The 18,255-nt window shown below is 65.9% G+C and carries 16 protein-coding genes; 12 read left to right on the top strand and 4 right to left on the bottom strand.

Translation table 11 applies throughout. The annotated features are described in order from the left end of the window. Positions 1-60 precede the first annotated feature (60 nt). Genes W5W_RS0110285 through W5W_RS0110270 form a run of 4 tightly spaced genes read left to right on the top strand, consistent with a single transcriptional unit; the run spans position 61 to position 4,022 of the window. Positions 61-1,149 carry a siderophore ABC transporter substrate-binding protein gene (locus W5W_RS0110285; RefSeq protein WP_017195332.1) on the top strand — a complete coding sequence of 363 codons (1,089 nt, stop codon included), beginning with the start codon at positions 61-63 and terminating at the stop codon, positions 1,147-1,149. After that, on the top strand, positions 1,146-2,222 hold the full coding sequence (locus W5W_RS0110280) for an ABC transporter permease (RefSeq protein WP_008730306.1): 1,077 nt from the start codon (positions 1,146-1,148) through the stop codon (positions 2,220-2,222). Before W5W_RS0110285 ends, W5W_RS0110280 begins: the two co-directional genes overlap by 4 nt. After that, positions 2,215-3,267: an iron chelate uptake ABC transporter family permease subunit gene (locus W5W_RS0110275; RefSeq protein ID WP_008730376.1), complete on the top strand. Its 1,053-nt coding sequence runs from the start codon at positions 2,215-2,217 to the stop codon at positions 3,265-3,267. The genes W5W_RS0110280 and W5W_RS0110275 overlap by 8 nt, the downstream gene beginning before the upstream one ends. Beyond that, positions 3,264-4,022, top strand: a complete 759-nt coding sequence (locus tag W5W_RS0110270) for an iron ABC transporter ATP-binding protein (protein WP_008730300.1) — start codon at positions 3,264-3,266, stop codon at positions 4,020-4,022. The genes W5W_RS0110275 and W5W_RS0110270 overlap by 4 nt, the downstream gene beginning before the upstream one ends. A gap of 31 nt (positions 4,023-4,053) precedes the next feature. Here W5W_RS0110270 and W5W_RS0110265 read toward each other — a convergent pair whose 3' ends face one another. From W5W_RS0110265 to W5W_RS0110250, 4 genes are all read right to left on the bottom strand, one after another. Further along, complete coding sequence (locus W5W_RS0110265) at positions 4,054-5,034, bottom strand: aldo/keto reductase (RefSeq protein WP_029574248.1); 981 nt, start codon at positions 5,032-5,034, stop codon at positions 4,054-4,056. Between the two features lie 35 nt (positions 5,035-5,069). Continuing rightward, a complete protein-coding gene (locus W5W_RS0110260) occupies positions 5,070-5,291 on the bottom strand; it encodes a sulfurtransferase TusA family protein (RefSeq protein ID WP_008730292.1) in 222 nt (73 codons plus the stop codon). A 75-nt stretch (positions 5,292-5,366) separates the two neighbouring features. After that, a complete protein-coding gene (locus W5W_RS0110255; RefSeq protein ID WP_017195329.1) occupies positions 5,367-6,527 on the bottom strand; it encodes a YeeE/YedE family protein in 1,161 nt (386 codons plus the stop codon). A gap of 590 nt (positions 6,528-7,117) precedes the next feature. After that, positions 7,118-8,086 carry a RecB family exonuclease gene (locus tag W5W_RS0110250; protein ID WP_390882553.1) on the bottom strand — a complete coding sequence of 323 codons (969 nt, stop codon included), beginning with the start codon at positions 8,084-8,086 and terminating at the stop codon, positions 7,118-7,120. A 208-nt stretch (positions 8,087-8,294) separates the two neighbouring features. Between W5W_RS0110250 and W5W_RS0110245 the strand changes: the two genes are divergently transcribed. From W5W_RS0110245 to pafA, 8 genes are all read left to right on the top strand, one after another. Then, the gene (locus tag W5W_RS0110245; protein ID WP_008730295.1) at positions 8,295-9,398 is read left to right on the top strand and encodes a site-2 protease family protein; all 1,104 of its coding nucleotides are present in this window, start codon (positions 8,295-8,297) and stop codon (positions 9,396-9,398) included. Further along, the gene (locus W5W_RS0110240) at positions 9,398-10,630 is read left to right on the top strand and encodes a multidrug effflux MFS transporter (protein WP_017195327.1); all 1,233 of its coding nucleotides are present in this window, start codon (positions 9,398-9,400) and stop codon (positions 10,628-10,630) included. The genes W5W_RS0110245 and W5W_RS0110240 overlap by 1 nt, the downstream gene beginning before the upstream one ends. A 48-nt stretch (positions 10,631-10,678) precedes the next feature. Then, positions 10,679-11,476 carry a polysaccharide deacetylase family protein gene (locus tag W5W_RS14925; RefSeq protein WP_238533325.1) on the top strand — a complete coding sequence of 266 codons (798 nt, stop codon included), beginning with the start codon at positions 10,679-10,681 and terminating at the stop codon, positions 11,474-11,476. Positions 11,477-11,672: 196 nt separating this feature from the next. Further along, complete coding sequence (locus W5W_RS0110230; RefSeq protein ID WP_017195325.1) at positions 11,673-12,890, top strand: tRNA (adenine-N1)-methyltransferase; 1,218 nt, start codon at positions 11,673-11,675, stop codon at positions 12,888-12,890. Then, the gene (gene arc / locus W5W_RS0110225) at positions 12,883-14,607 is read left to right on the top strand and encodes a proteasome ATPase (RefSeq protein ID WP_017195324.1); all 1,725 of its coding nucleotides are present in this window, start codon (positions 12,883-12,885) and stop codon (positions 14,605-14,607) included. The genes W5W_RS0110230 and arc overlap by 8 nt, the downstream gene beginning before the upstream one ends. Continuing rightward, positions 14,604-16,460 carry a proteasome accessory factor PafA2 family protein gene (locus W5W_RS0110220; protein WP_008730319.1) on the top strand — a complete coding sequence of 619 codons (1,857 nt, stop codon included), beginning with the start codon at positions 14,604-14,606 and terminating at the stop codon, positions 16,458-16,460. The genes arc and W5W_RS0110220 overlap by 4 nt, the downstream gene beginning before the upstream one ends. 48 nt (positions 16,461-16,508) lie before the next feature. Beyond that, positions 16,509-16,691, top strand: coding sequence for a ubiquitin-like protein Pup (locus W5W_RS0110215; protein WP_008730367.1), 183 nt, complete (start codon positions 16,509-16,511; stop codon positions 16,689-16,691). Next, positions 16,688-18,154 (top strand): Pup--protein ligase, encoded by a 1,467-nt coding sequence (gene pafA / locus W5W_RS0110210; RefSeq protein WP_017195323.1) that lies wholly within the window; start codon positions 16,688-16,690, stop codon positions 18,152-18,154. The genes W5W_RS0110215 and pafA overlap by 4 nt, the downstream gene beginning before the upstream one ends. Positions 18,155-18,255: the final 101 nt, after the last annotated feature.

The following is an 18,255-nucleotide window of genomic DNA, read 5'->3' as shown; positions in this document are numbered from 1 at the left end:
TCAGTCGAGTTAGGCGAGGCTTACCTCATGCTCATGACTCGATTTGCGATAGGTGTCTTCATGTCCCTCTCCCTCTCACGCCGGCAGATCCTTGCCACCACTGCCTCAGCCGCCGGGGTGGCTGTTCTGGCCGCCTGCGGCTCCGCCAACACGTCCAATAACGGCGCCGGTGGCGGTGATGGAGGCGGAAACGACGATTCGGCATCTGGATCCTCGGTCGGGTACCCCGTGACCATCAAGCACGCGCAGGGCGAGCTCACCCTGGACAAGGCGCCCGAGCGCGTCGTCGTTCTCGACCTCGGTGTCCTTGATTCCATCGCCTCTCTCGATCTGTCGAGTGCCGTCGCGGGTGTTCCCAAGACCTCGACCACCTACCCAGACTCCCTTTCCGAGTTCCAGAGCGATACCTACAAAGATGTGGGTACCGTGAAAGAACCGGACGAGGAGGCGATTGCGGATATCGATCCCGATCTTGTCATCGTCGCCAAGAGAACCTCCAAAGCATACGAGACATTGTCGGCGAATTTCCCGACGATCGATATGACGGTCAAGGCCGACGACGCCACCGACGGCGCGGCGCAGGGCGGCGGTGGAGGCGGTGGAGGCGGTGGTGAGGGCCAGCAGAAGTCCGCAACCGCAACGGCCACTCTGACGAGCTACGCCGATATCCTCGGAAATATCTTCAACAAGAAAGATGATGCTCAAGCCAAGCTTTCTGAGTTCACCACAGCGGCCGATGAGGTCGCGAAGGTGGCCAAGGACGCGGGCAAGGGCCTTTTCCTTATGACCAATGGTGACAAGGTCACGGCATTCGGCACCGGCTCCCGCTTCGACGTCGTCTTCGACGAATTCGGTGTCACGCCCGCCGTCGAGGATGTCGAGGCCGCTACCCATGGTGAGGCCATCGACTTCGAGTTCATCGGAGACGCGGATCCCGATCTGCTCTTCGTTCTGGACCGCAGCGCTGCTATCGGTCAGGAGGGCACGCCGGCCAAAGAGGTTCTCAACAACGATATTGTGACTGCCACAAAGGCCTGGAAGAACAATAAGGTCTTCTATGTCAACGGCGTCGACTGGTACATTATCGGTGAAGGCTTCACCGCCAGTCCTCGGATGGCCGAGGAGATCAAGAACGACCTCTCGTCATGACTCACGGCCTGACACGGGCCGCACAAGACTCGGATCATTCCGCCAGCACTGGTGAGGAGAATCGCGAGACCGTCGTTTCGATCTCCAGACGCAGTTCAAAGCCGCGGTTTCTTGTGCTGCTCGGGATTGGGCTTCTACTTGTCCTCTGCCTGGTGTCGATATGCGTGGGCGTGGCTGATTTCCACCTCGGTGATCTTCTGAGCGGTGGGTCAGGAGGGGAGTCCCTGCACCTCTTCATGATCTCGCGCCTGCCACGAACTCTGGCCGCAGTACTATCGGGAACCGGAATTGCGGTGGCCGGAGCCGTCATGCAGATGAGCGTACGGAATCGCTTCGTCTCTCCAACCACCGCAGGCACCAGCCAGTTCGCTCTCGCCGGGCTGCTGCTAGTCGGTCTGGCGGCTCCGGGCATGAGCGTCATGGGCAAGATGATCGTGGCCTCCGTCTGCGCCCTTGCCGGTTCCGGGATCTTCTTGTGGCTGCTGCATCTTCTGCCCTCCCAACGCACGTCCACCGATGTCACGGTACCGCTCATCGGCCTCATGCTCGGAGGCGTCGTCGAGGCGGGAACCACATTCGTCGCCTGGCGCTACGACCTGCTGCAATCCCTCGGCTCATGGACCGCAGGGGACCTGTCCCATATTCTGGCGGGGCGCTATGAGCTGCTCTGGGTGGTCGCCTTTCTCGCTCTTCTGCTGTATCTGGCCGCGGATCGCCTCACGGTGGCGAGTCTGGGCGAGGACGCCGCCACCAGCCTCGGCCTCAACTACCGCGGCACCGTCAACCTGGCCATCATGACCGCCGCCATCATGACCGCTGTCAGCGTTGTCGTGGTCGGAGTCCTGCCCTTCCTCGGGTTGGTCGTGCCCAATGTCGTCTCCCGACTGGCGGGGGACAACCTGCGCCGAAGCCTGCCGGTCATCGCCGTCGGCGGCGCTGGGCTGACGCTGGGCTGCGACATCATCGGACGCCTAGTGCGGTACCCCTATGAGGTTCCGCTTGCGGTTGTCATAGGGCTCATCGGTTCAGGCATCTTCATCGTTCTCATCCTGCGGGGAGTGGACCGTGGCTGACTCCTTCAAGGGCTCCGGTGCTCTCACCATCGCGGATTCCCACGGGGAAGCGCAGGCGGATGATAAGTCCCGCCTTTCACGCCGTCGCCGCATTGAGAATCGGGGCGCCCTCATGCGTCTCCTGCTGGTCGCGCTCCTCCTGGTTCTCGCCTGCGCGGTCTTCATGGTGATAGGCGCGCGTCATCCCATCCGGGTGCTTCCTTTCCGCCTGCCCAAGCTCGGCGCTCTCCTGTGCGTGGGCTGGGCGAGCGGAGTATCCACTGTCATATTCCAGACGATCGCCGGCAACCGGATCCTGACCCCGTCGGTTCTCGGCCTCGACTCCCTGTATTCCCTGATACAAGCAGTGCTTCTCATCCTATTCAGAGCATCCGGGATGGTCGCTCTGTCGGACCTCACCGTTTTCGGCCTGACAATGGCGGTCATGATCGGTGTGGCTCTGGCGCTCATGGGGCTGGTGCTGCGCGGACGGCGCTCAGTGACCACGCTTGTGCTCCTGGGCATTGTGCTGGGCACCTTCCTGCGCTCAGGAACAACTTTCATCCAGCGCCTGCTCGATCCCAACTCCTATCTGGTGCTTCAGGATCGACTCTTCGCCTCCTTCAATACAGTCAATCCCAGACTTCTAGTGATCTCCCTTGTCGTGACCGCGATCATCTCGCTCCTGGCAATACGCGAATTGAGGGTGCTCGATGTCGTGAGCCTGGGCCCGGACGTCGCCACCGCTCTAGGAGTGGATCACCGCCGTTTATCGAGACGAGTGGTGGCGATGGTGGCCGTCCTGGTCTCGGTCTCCACGGCTCTGGTAGGACCCATCATGTTTCTGGGGCTGCTCGTCGCCCACCTGGCTTATTGGATCTCCGGTACTAATCGTCATGTCGTGACCGTTCCCATGGCGGCGCTCGTGGCCATGTTCGTGCTTGTGGCCGGTCAGACGATTTTGACCCAGCTGCTGGGCAATAACGCCGTCCTGTCTGTCGTTGTGGAATTCCTCGGCGGGCTCACCCTCATTGTTCTGCTCATCAGCTCCGGGAGGCGCTCATGATCCATGTCAGCGGACTCACCAAGTCTTATGGGCAATGGCCCGTCCTGAGCGATGTCGACCTCGACCTCCCCGATGGTGAGCTCATCGGGCTCGTGGGGGCCAACGGCGCGGGCAAGTCCACACTCCTGTCAGTCATGGCGCGCCTGCTGGGAGCGGATGCGGGCACAGTGGAAGTCGGTGGGCTGAATGTCGCCACGACACCGAGCGACGAGCTCGCCAAGGTCCTGTGCGTCCTCAAGCAGGACAATCACATGCTGGTGCGCCTGACAGTGCGCGACCTGGTCTCCTTCGGCCGTTACCCCCACAACCATGGACGCCCTACCGAGCATGATGACGCCGTCGTCGAGAAGACCTTGGCATGGATGGACCTGAACGACCTGGCCGGCCGTTATCTCGACCAGATGTCCGGGGGCCAGCGCCAACGGGCGTTCGTTGCCATGGTGCTCGCCCAGGAGACGCCTTATATGCTGCTGGATGAGCCCCTCAACAATCTGGACATGGTTCACTCGGTGACGATGATGCGACGCCTGCGGGCCGCCGCCCACGAGCTGGGTCGCACGGTGGTCGTCGTCATGCATGACATCAACATGGCCGCCGCCTGGGCGGACCGCATCGTCGCTCTGCGCGATGGCGCGGTGGTCGTTCAGGGAACCCCTGAGGAGACGATGACCAAGGAGTGCCTCAGCAGGGTCTTCGGCATGGAGGTTCCCGTCCATGATCTGGAGGGTCGGCGCGTTGCCATGGTGTGGGGCTGACTGCCTGAATCCTGAATCGGCGTACTCAGACTCAGAAGCGCTCGGGATAGCCCATTTTGACCGCCGTAATCTCATCCAGAGCATGACGAATCTGCACGGGCAGCACGAGGTCCTCGCTCGCCAGGGCGCCGCGCAGCTGAGAGGGCGTGCGCGCGCCCACGATCGCTGCTGCGATGCCCGGGGCGTCCCGCGCCCACGCCAGGGCCACCTCCACGGGCTTGCGGTCCAGTCCTGCCGCGGCTGTGGCCACCGCCTCCACCACGCCGACATGGGGCTCACCCAGATAAGGCGCGACATATGACCTCAAGTGCGGTGACGCGCCGCGCGAGTCCGGGGGAGTCGTGGCCCGATAACGGCCTGTGAGGACTCCGCGCCCCAGCGGGGCGTAACCGAGCACGCCGAAGCCGAGTGCGTGGGCCGCAGGGATGAGCTCGCGCTCGATGCCGCGGCACAACAGGGAGTGCTCCACCTCAACGGCGGCCAGCCCCGGTCCGGCTGCGCCCGGAACCAGCAGGTCCGCGGCGTGCACCGATGCCCAGGTCGGATGGTTCGACAGTCCCACGTAACGAGCGCGACCGGTGGACACCGCGATGCTCAGCGCATCGACGGTCTCCTCCAGCGGAGTGGTGGGATCGGGGATCTGGACGAGCCACAGGTCGAGATGATCGGTGCCCAGGCGTATCAGGGAGTCGTCGAGAGTATCCAGCAATGTGCCGCGCGAGGCGTCCGCGACCGTACCGCGAGCTCCGGTCCGCCAGGTGCGTACCCCGGCCTTCGAGACGAGGACCAGATCGCGCCGGTCGACGTGTTCGGCCAACAGCCCGCCGATCACCTCCTCGGAGGCTCCCTCGCAGTACGAGGCGGCGGTGTCGAGAAGAGTGCCGCCTGCGTCGAGGAAGACGTCCAGCTGCTCCTTCGCCTCGAGCTCGTCGGTGTCCCGCCCCCAGGTCATCGTGCCGAGTCCCACTGATGACACCCGCAGCCCGCTACGGCCGAGCCTCCTGTGTTCCATAGGGATAACCGTATGCGGTTGCGCGACTGGTTGCGTTATTTCTGCACGGTGATGGACCAACTGGCGTCGCCGGTCTTGATGAACTCGGTAACCGTGTAGCCGTTGTCGGCGGCCCAGGCCGGCAGTGACTGGGTGCCTTGGGTGCAGTCGAAGCCGATGACGAGTTCATCGCCGTCGGACAGGTCGGCCATCGCCTCCTCGGCCTCGACGACGGGGAACGGGCAGACAAGCCCTTCAGTCTGCAAAACGGTTCGCATGATGGCTCCTTTGTGGGGATTCGCAAGGATTCGCACGGATTCGGGCGGATAGGTGTCGGGATGACGGCGGAATGGTCAGCGCGCAGGGGATGGCGTCGGCGCGTGCTGCACGGCCATCTCGGGCGCCGCTCCTTCGGAGACGGACGGGGCTGCGGGCTCGTATTCCGCAGTTTCCGCAGTGGCCTGAGCGGCTCTGGCCCGGCGGCGCTGCTCACGAGGTCGGATGAGGGTCGCCCAGGCGGCCGCTCCGACGCCGAGAATCTGGAAGACGAGTGCGATCCAGCCCTGCCAGGACAACAGGGAGGTCTGGACCAAGGCGTTGCCGATCGAGCAGCCTCCCGCCCACGCCGCTCCGACGCCCATGAGGGCGCCGCCGACGATGGCGCGTTGGATCACCAAGGCGGAGGGCACCCGCACGCGGAACTCGCCAGAGGCTCTGGCCGCCGCATACGAGCCGAGCATGATTCCCACGACCAGCAGGACGCCCCAGTCCAGGCGCGACCAGTCGCCGGTGACGAGAACACTGACGAGGTTGGCCGAGGGAGTGGTGATACCCAGTCCGTCGGGTCGTCCGCTCGCCCAGGACAGGGGCCAGGCGATGATCGCAATAACACCGACGATGGCCCCTGTGGCCAGGGGGTTCCATGCGTATTCGAACAGCAGGTGATTCAGCCCTGTGCGCTGCGCGGGCAATTGGACTGCGGGTCGCCGGGCCGACTCGCGGCGTATCTGCCGGTGCACCGCAAAGGCCGATACGATGCAGAGGGCGGCGACTCCGACCCAATTGGGCAGCCCGATGGTGGCGGAAATCGTCGTCATCCCGGTAGTCCACAGGCCTTTGACCCGGGCGGTCGCGGGGGACAGGAAGCCGGTCTTCGCTGCGGCTGCGAACAAGGCGTAGGCGACTAGGGCGAACCAGGAGCCGACGAGTCCTTCGCCTGCGCGGTAGTAAGTGCCGGTCGCGCACCCGCCCGCCAGCACGATTCCGACCCCGAACAAGAACGAGCCGAGCACTGTGGCGATGACTGATAGTTTCGGGGCTTCGGGCGCGATGACGCCCAGGAATGTCAGGAGAGAGACGCCTAGAGCCTGAATCGTGATCGCGAGCAGGAAAGCGGTGAACCAACGCGAAGAATGCGAGACCCATAGGTCCCGGAAAGCCCCTGTGATGCAGAAGCGCCCGCGCTGAAGAACGAGGCCGAGAACAGCCCCGATGATGAGTCCGGTGATGAGCATGAATGGTCCTGTTCGAAGTCGTGATGGCCTATAGCTGGCCACGCCCATTCACGTCCATTCACGTCCATGTGGGCCCGAACGACTGAGCACTCGGCTGACGCCGGGCATGTCTCATGGCATGTCTCATGTCTTTGGGCAGGGCTGGGCGACACCATGTGGCGTAAGAGCACATGCACCGCCTCGCCCGTGGACGAGCATGGAGCGGTTGGTTGAGATGCGTGACCGAATGCGCACCATTGCGCCGGTCGCCAGGAGGCAGAGGGTGTGCGGATGCCTTTCGGCCTCAGTGCTTCTGAGACTGCCTCTGGATTAAGCGGCGCATACAACACGCAGCTCCGCGGGAGGCGCGAAGGAACGTGGTGCGCGGCTTAGAGCTCATGAGGTTCTCCACATGATCAGGGCGGTTCAGAGTGGTTCTTTCCAGCGTGGGATTCAACCACGTGAAAGTATCCGAGCAGCAGGCTAGAACTCCCAGTCTCGTGTTGGCCAGATGTTTCCGCTTGATGAGACGACCAGAACTAGGGGCGGCGTGCGGAATGGGAATGAGGTGGCAGACCCGACCAGCGGCTATCAGGATCTCAGGCCGCTCTTCAGCGGCGGGCAGTGAGCAACCGCGCCACTGCCTCCTGGGGAAGGGGCGGCGTAGTCCCGCCGAAGAGGGGGCACTGCGCCTGAAAGACGCACCAATCGCATAGTCGGGAGCGCTTCGGGCCGAACTCGCCAGTGGTGGCGCAATCCTCGATGTCATCCCAGATACGGGAGATCTTGGTCTCGGCCGTCTCCAGCTCGGCCATATTCGGATCGTGGGTGAGGGTGCGGCCATCCTTGAGGAAGAGCAGTTGCAGGCGCCGTGGCGGCTGGCCGCGCAGACGCCACAGCACCAGGGCGTAGAAGCGCATCTGGAACAGCGCCTCGGCCTGGAAGCGCGGTCCTGGGGAACGGCCCGTCTTGTAATCCACGACGCGCATGGCTCCGTCGGGGGCGATATCGAGACGATCCACGAAGCCGCGCAGCATCAGGCCGTCCTTGGTCTCGGTCTGGACGAAGAGCTCCCGTTCGGCCGGCTCCAGGCGTGCGGGATTCTCCATCTGGAAGTAGGTGTCGATGAGCGCCTCGGCCTCGCTCAGCCACGGGGCCACCTGGTCGAGACTCTCGAACAGGTCCATGACAGCGGGGTTCTTATCCCGATGGGCTTCCCACCGGGGAGGCAGGATGGCATGAGCCGCCTCCCGAGTGCGCTCGTGCGCGGGCAGGTCGTACAGGCGCTCCAAGACGCTGTGGACAAGAGTGCCCTTATGCGTGGCCAGCGAACCCGGATCGGGGATCCGGTCGATTGTGCGCAGGCGGAACATGAGCGGGCACTGCATGAAGTCCTTGGCGCGCGATGGCGACAATGCCGCCCGGCCTCCTCGTCGGGGGCGGCTGGTATCGGAACTCGCATTGGAGTTGGAAGTGGCACTGGTGATCCTGCCCGTGCCCGGCGCGACCGGCTCCACTGATGTGGAGGCGGCAGGCGTCAAGGGCGTCGTCGGATTTAATGACACGGCGTGCTCGCTCACGAGAAGAACCTATCGCGCCGCATCAGCATGCTCTGTGATTGTCCACAGGTATCCGTCGGATCGGGTGGAGCTCCTGGACCTGTGCACATCCGCAGGATTCGGAGCCGCTGGCAGGCGTCGCGTTCAAAAATCGGACCACGCGCTTCAATCGTGCTCATCGGCAGTATGACGGTTCTGGCGGCCGTCTCGGGACGGCTAGGCTCGCCCCATGTCACCTGCTTCCACGCCTCAGGGCTGGGTGATCGGACGAATCGGCGCAGCACCTGTCGTCGTCTCCCCGACCTCCCTCCTCCTCGGCCTGCTCATCGCCGGCTCCTGGTATCCGCTGGTGTCCTCCACCTTGGCCGCCTCGAGTTCCCTCGTAGTCCTGGCGACCGTAGCCGGCACCGTAGTGGGCGTGGGCGCAAGCGTTCTCCTCCATGAACTCGCCCACGGATCAGCGGGCACCGTGCTGGGAAGACGGCCTGTGCGCTACGAGCTCTACCTGTGGGGCGGGCGCACGAGTTTCGGCCCTGCACATGCCTGGGCGCCGTGGAAGGACGTCATCACCTCGCTGTCGGGCCCTGCGGCGAATCTCGCGCTGTGGGCGGTGGGCGGCGCGCTGCTCAGAAGCAACGTCATCACGTCGATCCCGGTCGGCGTGGTCGTGTGGGCGCTCACCTGGGTGAATCTCGCCCTGGCGATCTTCAACGCCCTGCCCGGCCTACCGCTGGATGGCGGACACGCGCTGGCCTCCCTGGTCACCCAGCTGACCGGACGACCACGGGCGGGACAACGAGTCGCCGCCATCGGAGGACTGCTCGTCGTCACCGGCATCGCCTGGCGCTGGATCCTGGAGCCGCTGCTGGGCGGTTCGCGTCCCGATCCCTTCTCCCTGATCCTGTGCGTCATGGTCGCCTGGCCGATCGGCTCCACGTCGTGGCGGGTCCTGGGACTCGGCGGCGGAGAGCGGGCCGCAGCACGACTCGACCTGCGTTCCCTCATGCACCCGATCGCGACGCTCCCGGCGACCGCCACGGTTTCCAGAGTCCGCTCCGAGTTCGCCGGAGGAGCCTCCGTTGTCCTGGTCGGGGACGGCTCGGCACTGCTGGGCATCATTGACGATGTCGGGCTGGCTGCATTGGACCTGCCCGAGGAATCCGTCGTGACTGCGGGCGAGATCTGCACTGTGCTCCCGGCGACCGCCGTGAGCAATGACCTCACCGGGCAGGCCGCAGCAGAGGCTCTTAAACGGGCACGTACCCTATCGCGCTGGCTGGTTGTCGTCGAGGACGGGCGCATGGTCGGCGCCGTGCCCACAGGAGCTCGCTGATGAACGCCCTACGATCCCGTGGGAGACACCCCGAGGCCGCTGTCACGGCTGGACTCATCGCCGCACTCGCCGTGCAGAACGCGGTACCGCCCTTCGCCACCGACATGTACAGCCCGGCCTTCCCCCAGGTGACTGCCGATCTCGCCACCAGCGCGACCGCAGTGGGTTTGACGCTCACGGCCTTCTTCATCGGCATGGGACTGGGGCAGGTCGCGGGCGGCACCATCTCCGATCAGCAGGGACGCCGGGTTCCTGTGATCGTCGGTGGCGTGCTGTGCTCCTTGGGAGCGCTCGTCTGCGTCTTCGCTCCCAACATCGGGGTGCTCGTGGCCGGGCGACTTCTGCAGGGCTTCGGCGGTGGCGTCGCAGCCGTGGTGGGGCGCGCGGTCCTCGTCGACCTCGCCCATGGTGACCGACTGGCCTCCATGATGTCGATCCTCATGGCCGTCAGCGCCCTGGCGCCCATGATCGCACCCGTGGCGGGAGGCGCGGTTCTGTCCATGGCGACCTGGCGGATGGTGTTCTGGTGCTTGGTCGGCTTCGGCCTGTTCATGACTGCCATGGCGGTCGTGTTCGTCCCCGAGTCCCTGCCGCCCGAACGGCGATCGAAAGGGGGCTGGAGGCGTTTCCTGGCGGGATGCCGGGAACTTCTGGGGCACCGCCGGTACGTGGGATACATGCTGACCTCCTCCTTCTCCAGTTTCGCCATGTTCGCCTACATCTCCTCCTCGTCCTTCGTGCTTCAGGAGATCAAGGGACTCAGCCCCATAGCCTTCTCCATCTTCTTCGCCTGCACGGCCGGAAGTCAGATGCTCCTGAGCCTCCTCAACGCTCGCCTGGTGCATTACACCGGACCTCGACGCCTGATCGCCCTGGGCCTGACAATCTCGGCGACGGGTGCAGCGATCGTGGCCGTGAGCGTTCTTCTCCTCGGGGTGGCCCTGATCCCCCTGTGCACCGGTTTCGTTCTCGTCATGGCCGCTCAGGCCTGCGTCTTCGGCAACTCCAGTGCGCTTGCGCTAGGAGAGGTGCGTCATGTCGCCGGAACCGCGAGCGCGTTGCTGGGCGTGGCTCAGGCGCTGGCCAACGCGAGTGCGGCTCCACTGGCGAGTTCGGGAGGCGGCCGCAGCGCCGTGCCCATGGTGGTCGTCATGGGCATTGGCGTCGTGGGGGCGTGGTGCGCCTATCTGCTCGTCGGGCGCGTGTCCTACACCCGGCATCTGCCTGGGTGACGAGAGTCGGCGCAGTGCTCATCGGCTGTGCCGATCTATGCTGGACAGGTGCCCGACCCCGTCCCCCTTTCCGACTCACCGGATCATGCCGGTCGACGTCGTGTTCTGCGGGCGGGACTCGCAGGAGCTGCGACGCTTGCGGTCGGCGGCGGAGCCGGGGCGAGCGCTGTCCGCTATGCCGACACGCACCTGTCGCCCACGGCTCGTGTGGCGCCGCGTCCTACGGAGCCCGGCCGATACGCGACCCGCGTGCTCTTCCAGGGCTCACCCGATCGTGACGAGGTCTGCCTCACCTTCGATGACGGCCCCGACCCGCGCTGGACACCGATGGTTCTCGATATGCTCGCAGAGCTGGGCGCATCCGCGACTTTCTTCGTGCTGGGCGAGGCGGTCGCAGCCCATCCCGACCTGGTCGCCCGCCAGGCGGAGACCGGACACGAGGTGGGCGTGCACAACTGGGTCCATACCGACGTCTACGGTGTGGAGGTCGATGCGCTGCGGGATTCGGTGGACCGCACGATCACCGCGATCCAGGATGCCGGAGCGCCGCAGCCCGCACTGTGGCGCCCGCCCTATGGGCGCGTGGACGCTCCCGCTCTCATGGTGGCGGCTGAGCGCGATCTGGACATCCTGCTGTGGAGCGAGCACACGCCGACTGCGCGGCTGGCGAGGGACGTGGCCGATACGGCTCATGCGGGCTCGGTGATTCTGTGTCACGACGGTCGTACACAGCCCAATGAGGAGCTGCTGCGCGCCGTGGGGGAGTCGATCTCCGCGCTGCAGGGCCAGGGCATGACCTTCGTGACCGCCAGCCGGCTGATGGAGGGCTCGGAGATCGGCTCGTGAGAACGATCTCGGGATGCCGGTGGATCTGTCTGTCCAGTTGGCCGGCCCCGCGGGCCGGTGACGCGCTCCAGGCGGAGGCTCGTTGAATTCACGGAATTCACGGGTCGCTACGCTGCTTACGCCTTACGCTGCTGTCGTATATCGTCTTGCGAGCCATGAGGTAGTCGAAGCGCTTCACTCATTAGACTCATTCTCGATGAGCGAGCAGAACTCCGAGGACCATGGGCTGAGCGAGGACGCCGTCGTCTCCTGCGCCGGCGGGCAGGGTGGTGCGGGCGAGACGGGCGGTTCCGATAACGTACGGGAGCCCCGCCCGGCCGTACGACCGAAACCCGAGCACCCCACACGGTCCATTGCCCAGGAGTCACTCGGTCAGGCCGGGCGCCGCGGTCCCTTCCGCTACGGCGAGCGCATCCAGGTCACCGACTCCAAGGGCGCCAAGAACACCTTCCAGCTCGACCCCCGCGGCTACTTCCAGTCCCGGCGCGGCAGTTTCCATCACCGCGATGCCGTCGGCCTCGACGAGGGCACCGTGCTGATCACCGAGGCCGGCCACGAGCTCCTCCTCCTGCGCCCTCTGCTCGCCGACTACGTGCTGTCCATGCCCCGCGGCGCCCAGGTCGTCTACCCCAAGGATTCCGGACAAGTCGTTGCCATGGGCGATATCTTCCCCGGTGCGCGCGTCCTGGAGGCTGGCGTCGGCTCGGGGGCTCTGACCATGAACCTGCTGTCCGCCATCGGTGAGAGCGGGTATCTGCTGTCCATTGAGCGGCGTGAGGACTTCGCCCGGATCGCCGCTTCCAATGTCGACTCCTGGTTCGGCCGTCACCATCCCGCCTGGGAGTTGCGCACAGGCGACTTCGCCGAGGTGACCGCCCACTGCGTCGAAGCCTCCTCCGTCGACCGGATCGTGCTGGACATGCTGGCCCCCTGGGAGAACATCGCCGCTTCCGCCCGCGCGCTCGTCCCCGGTGGCCTCTTCCTGGCCTACGCCGCCACCACCACCCAGCTCTCGCGCACGGTCGAGGCGCTGAGACACTGCGGCCTGTTCACCGAGCCCGAATCGTGGGAATCGATGGTGCGCACCTGGAACGTCGACGGCCTGTCCGTGCGCCCCGACCACCGGATGGTCGCCCACACCGGCTTCCTGATCACAGCTCGGCGCCTCGCCGTCGGCTCGAGGCCGCTGACCCGCAAGCGTCCGCCCGCCCGCGGCGCCTATGACGACGGCGGCTACTGGGCGCCGCAGGACGTAGGGGAGCGCGTCAGCAGCGACCGCAAGGTTCGTCGCGTCCTGCGCGATTGCCTCGCCAAGCAGCCCCAGGACGCCACCCCCGTCCTGCCCGGCCGCGCGACTAGAGATGCTGCTGATGGCACTAATGGCACCGATGATGAAGCGCCCGCTCATGCCTGATCCCCAGCCCCTGGGCATGCCATCGCCCGATTTCATCAGCCATCAGCTGCGCGAGGCGCGCTCCGAGTCGGTGAGTCTGGCCGCGAAGAATGAGCGTCTCGTTGCAGCGCTCACCGCCGCCCGCGAGCGCATCACCGAGCTGGGCGTCCAGCTCGACGCCGTTACCCTGCCGCCGGTCACCCTCGGACTGCTCACCGGGCTTCCCGCCCGCCCCCAGGCGCCGGAGGCCGGGAGCGGCGATGCTGCTGCCGAACGGCCCTACGAAGTCGACGTCATGCTCGGCGGACGCCCCATGCGTCTGGGTCTGCATGCGAGTCTGGAGGCCGACTCCCTAGTCATCGGCCAGTTGGTGGCCGTGAGCGACCAGATGCTCGTCGTCGACGCCCTATCGGCCCCTGACACCGGCGAGGCCGTGACTCTGGAGGAGGTCCTGCCCCCCTCGATCTCCGGCGCCTCCCGCGCCCTGGTCACGACCGGGGGAGGGGCAAGCCGTGTTGTCCACCTGGCGGGCCATCTGGACCCCGAAGCCCTCACGCCCGGTGACACCCTGGCCGCGGATCCGCGTGCCGGCATCGCCACCGCCCTGGTCGAGCGCACCAGTGTCGAGCAGCTCGTCGTCGCCGAGACCCCTGATGTCTCCTGGAACGACATCGGAGGTCTTGGCACCCAGATCGACCAGATCCGAGACGCCCTCGAACTGCCGTTCACCCACCCCGATCTGTACCGGGCCTACGGTCTGCGCGCTCCCAAGGGACTGCTCCTGTACGGTCCGCCCGGTTGCGGCAAGACGCTGATCGCCAAAGCCGTGGCCACATCCCTGGCCAGTTCATTCGCCCCGGACAGCAGCCCGGATGGGCGCAGGACCTCCGCCGCATTCTTGAACATCAAGGGCCCTGAGCTGCTCAGCAAGTTCGTCGGGGAAACCGAGCGCCAGATACGTGCCATCTTCGATCAGGCTCGCAAGGTCGCGGCCGAGGACCGGCCCGTCGTCATCTTCTTCGATGAGATGGAGGCTCTTTTCCGCACTCGTGGCACCGGGGTGTCGTCGGATGTTGAAACCATGATCGTCCCGCAAGTCCTGGCAGAGATCGACGGCGTGGAGTCCTTGCGCAACGTTGTCATCATCGGAGCATCCAACCGGGAGGACATGATCGACCCCGCCATCCTGCGACCTGGGCGACTCGACATGAAGATCCGGATCGGCCGCCCCGATGCCACTAGTGCTCTGGAGATCCTGGCCAAGCACCTCACTGCCGGTCTGCCGCTTGACCCGGTCGAGCTCGCCGCTGCCGATGGCGATCGGGAGGCCGCTGCCCTGTCCATGCGTCGGAATACCATCCACGCCCTGTACGACCGTGGTTCTGCCAACGAGGTCATCGAGATCACCTATGCCTCTGGAGCGCAGGAGACTCTTCACCTCGCCGACCTTGTCAGCGGTGCGATGCTCGCCGCTGTTGTCGCGCGGGCCAAGACCTCCGCCATCAAAGATGAACTGAGCGGCGGAAGCGGCGGCATGTCCAGCCAACGGCTCCTGGAGGCCGTCGCCGCCGAAGCCCGCCAGAACGAGGAGATCACCGGCGCCACTGGTCCGGACGACTGGGCTCGGCTCATCGGCCGGCGCGGTGAGCAGATCCGTTCAGTGCGCCGCATAGGTCGCATAGGTCGTATAGGTCTCGTAGATGCGGTACCGGCAGAGGAATCGAGGGAAGGACTATGAGTCAGTCGGCACCGATTTTCTCCCCTGTCATTCGGCCGGTCGGCATCGAGACCGAGTTCGGGGTGCTCCAGCCGGGCGACCCCTACGCCAACGCCGTCGCTATGGCCAGCCGAGTAGTGGAGGCCTACGGCGCGGTCTCGCGTCCTGGAGTCATGGGACCGGATGGTTCCCGGGCGCGGGCAGTGCGCTGGGACTATGAGGCGGAGGATCCTCTTGCCGATCTGCGGGGCGGGCACCTCGACCGTGCCGCAGCCCATCCCAGTCTGCTCACAGACGATCCCGCCCATCCTGCTCCCTCCGGAGACGCTCCCGCTGATCAGCCCGACGCCTATGCCGATTCCAACTCGGCGAACAGTTCACCGGCAGTCTCTGCAGGTGCCATGACGCAGTCGACGTCCCGGCGTCCTGAGCACAACGGCGGCGGCGGAGAGCAGAGGACGGAGCCGCCGCCCGCTCCCTGGGGGACCCGCCTGCGTCCCGATGCAGGTGAGGCCGCCCTCCCGCGCGCCTCGGCCGTCGTCCTGACCAACGGCGCGCGGTTGTACGTCGATCATGCGCATCCCGAGTACTCCTCACCAGAAGTTCTCACGCCGCACGACGCCGTCGTGTGGGACCTCGCCGGCGAGCTGATCGCACGCCGGGCCATGACGGCCCTGGCAGAGGGCGCCGAGGGGATCTCTCCCGGCAAGGTCGTCCTGTACAAGAACAACGTCGACGGCAAGGGCGCGACCTACGGCTCCCACGAGAACTACCTCGTGCGCCGAGACCTCGCCTTCAGCGACCTCGCTCCGGCACTCATCCCGTTCCTGGTCACCCGTCCCGTCGTCGCCGGAGCCGGGCGCGTCGGCATTGGTCAACGCTCCCAGCGCCCCGGTTTTCAGATCAGCCAGCGCGCCGACTACGTGGAGAGCGACGTCGGCCTGCAAACCACGTTCAACCGGCCGATCGTCAACACCCGCGACGAGCCGCATGCGGATGCGTCGCGCTTCCGCCGCCTTCACATCATCAACGGGGATGCCAATCGCTTCGACGTCCCCATCTACCTCAAGGTCGCCACGACCGATCTTCTTCTGTGGTACCTCGAGCGCGCATCGGACCGACAGAATCGGTTGGGCGCTCTGGCTCCTCTGCGCCTGGTCCACGACCCGGTGGAGGACCACTGGGCGGTCTCCCATGACACCGACTTGACCCATCCTCTGGTCACGGTCTCCGGCCCGATGACGGCTTTGGAGATCCAGCGGGCGCACTTGCGTGCGATCGTGGACGCCCTGGAGGAGGACTACGGCGGTGCGGTTCCTGAGTGCGTCGGTGAGGAGACTGCCGCCGCCGTGGCCCTGTGGGATGAGACGCTCACGGCGCTGGAGGGATACGCCTCCGCTCAGGGCACTGCTCGGGAGCCCGAGGCCACCGCGCGTGCCGCCGCGCTCGTGGAGTGGGTCGCCAAGAAACAACTGTGCGATGCCATGCGCGTCAGGACCGGTGCGGATTGGGATGATCCTCGACTGGCCGCCCTCGACATCCAGTGGGCCGATCTTCGCACCGGTCGCGGCATCGCGGACAGGCTCATCGCGGCGGGGCGCACTCGCCGGATGACCACCGATGCCGAGATCGAGGCGGCTGCCGACACTGCGCCTTTCGGAACGCGCGCCGCCATCCGTGGATCGGCTGTGGCCCGTCACAGCGAGGTCGTCGCCGCCTCCTGGACGAGTCTGGTGCTGGACCTGCCCGAATGCGAGCACCTGCTGCGCCTTTCGCTGCCTGAGGACGTGCAGACCGACCCGCAGCGGGTGGCCGATGTGCTCGATCAGGTTCAGATAACGATTGGGCCACGCCGGGGCTTGGGGGCAGACTGATCCCATCGGGAGTGCGGGCCGCGCTCCGACGGACAGGCAGGAGGCACCATGAGCACCCACGAGCAGATTCAGCCCACCGGGGGCCACGGCGACGATGCCTCCGAGGCCTCCGATGCGGCCGGCCAGGCTCAGGTTGCCGGTGTTGACGACATTCTCGACGAGATCGACTCCGTCCTGGAGACGAATGCGGCGGCTTTCGTGCAGGGTTTCGTCCAGAAGGGCGGAGAGTGACGGCGCCGCCCTCGCGCAGGCCCGCGCGGCGAATCATCGGCGTGGAGACCGAGTACGGCATCACCTGCGCCTCAACAACTGGCGGCATACCGCCTCTGGACGCTGACCATGCCGCACGTGAACTGTTCGAGCCCGTCGTGCGCCTCGGCCGGTCCTCCAATGTCTTCACCCGTGGCGGGGCGCGCCTGTACCTCGACGTGGGCAGCCACCCCGAGTTCGCCACCGCGGAGTGCGATGAGCTGGCCGATCTCCTGGCTCAGGACCGGGCTGGAGAGATCACCATGGCCGATCTCGCCGAGCAGGCCAATACTCGCCTGGAACAACGGGGGGTGCCCGGCCGCATTCACCTGCTGAAGAACAATCTCGATGCCGAGGGCACGGGTTTCGGCTGTCATGAGAACTACCTCGTGCGTCGCCGTGGCGACTTCTGGAATGACGCCCGTACCCTTGTGCCCCACCTGGTCACGCGCCAGATCCTCGTCGGCGCCGGCCATATTCTGCTCGGCGATCCCAATGATCCCAACGATCCCAGCGATCATGGGGCCCCGGCCCGATACGTCTTCTCCCAGCGCGCCGATCAGATGGAGGATGCCGTTTCCTCGGCGACCACCCGTTCGCGCCCCCTGATCAATACCCGCGATGAGCCTCATGCAGATGCCGAACTCTACAGGCGCATGCATGTGATCGTCGGCGATTCCAATATCGCTCAGGGATCCACCCTTCTCAAAGTGGGCGCCATGGACCTGCTGCTGGATTACCTCGAGGAGGGCGGCAGTCTCGCGGATCTTCAGCTCGCCTTCCCCATGAGGGCCATCCGCGATACCTGCCACGACCTGACCGGCACGGTTGCGCTGGAGCTCGCAGACGGCCGCACCATCACGCCGGTGGATCTGCAGGCCGAGCACCTGGTCAGGGTGCGCGAGCACGTCAGGAATCTGGACTTGAGCGATCTCCAGCACCATGTTCTCGACCTGTGGGAACGAGGCCTGGAGGCCGTTCGCTCGGGCAGGCCCCAGGACGTGGCCACCGATCTGGATTGGGCGGCCAAGCACCAGCTTCTGGCCCGTTATGCCGAGCGCACCGGCGCCGAGCTGGGCGAGCCGCGCATGGCCCGGCTGGCCCTGGCCTATCACGATGTGAGCCGTAGCGACGGGCTCCGTCTGAAGCTGGAGCGAGCCGGATTGCTGCGGCGTCTCATTGATGAACAGGCCTGCGGTACCGCTGTCGACACCCCGCCGGCAACCACCCGTGCGCATCTGCGCGGTACGGCGATCGGACGGGCGCAGGACCTGCGCCGGGACCTGTCGGCCGATTGGGTGAACCTGCGCCTGGACGATGGCCGTACCCGGCTCGTTGCACTGCGCGACCCCTTCAATGCCGTTGACGAGCGTGTCGATGTCCTCATGGCGGCCATGGACGCTCCCGACGAGACGCTTGCCACGGGCATGACCACCGGCGTCTGAGACGCCGTACGATGACATCTGGCAGACTGGAAGGACCGATGACTACCTTCTCGCCCTCCTCCCGCAACACAACGCGCCTGCCACAAGTGGGGCAGGACGGT

Origin of the sequence: Actinomyces massiliensis 4401292 (assembly GCF_000269805.1) — a bacterium.
GTDB lineage: Bacteria > Actinomycetota > Actinomycetes > Actinomycetales > Actinomycetaceae > Actinomyces > Actinomyces massiliensis.
This window is presented reverse-complemented; position numbering and strand designations above follow the sequence as displayed.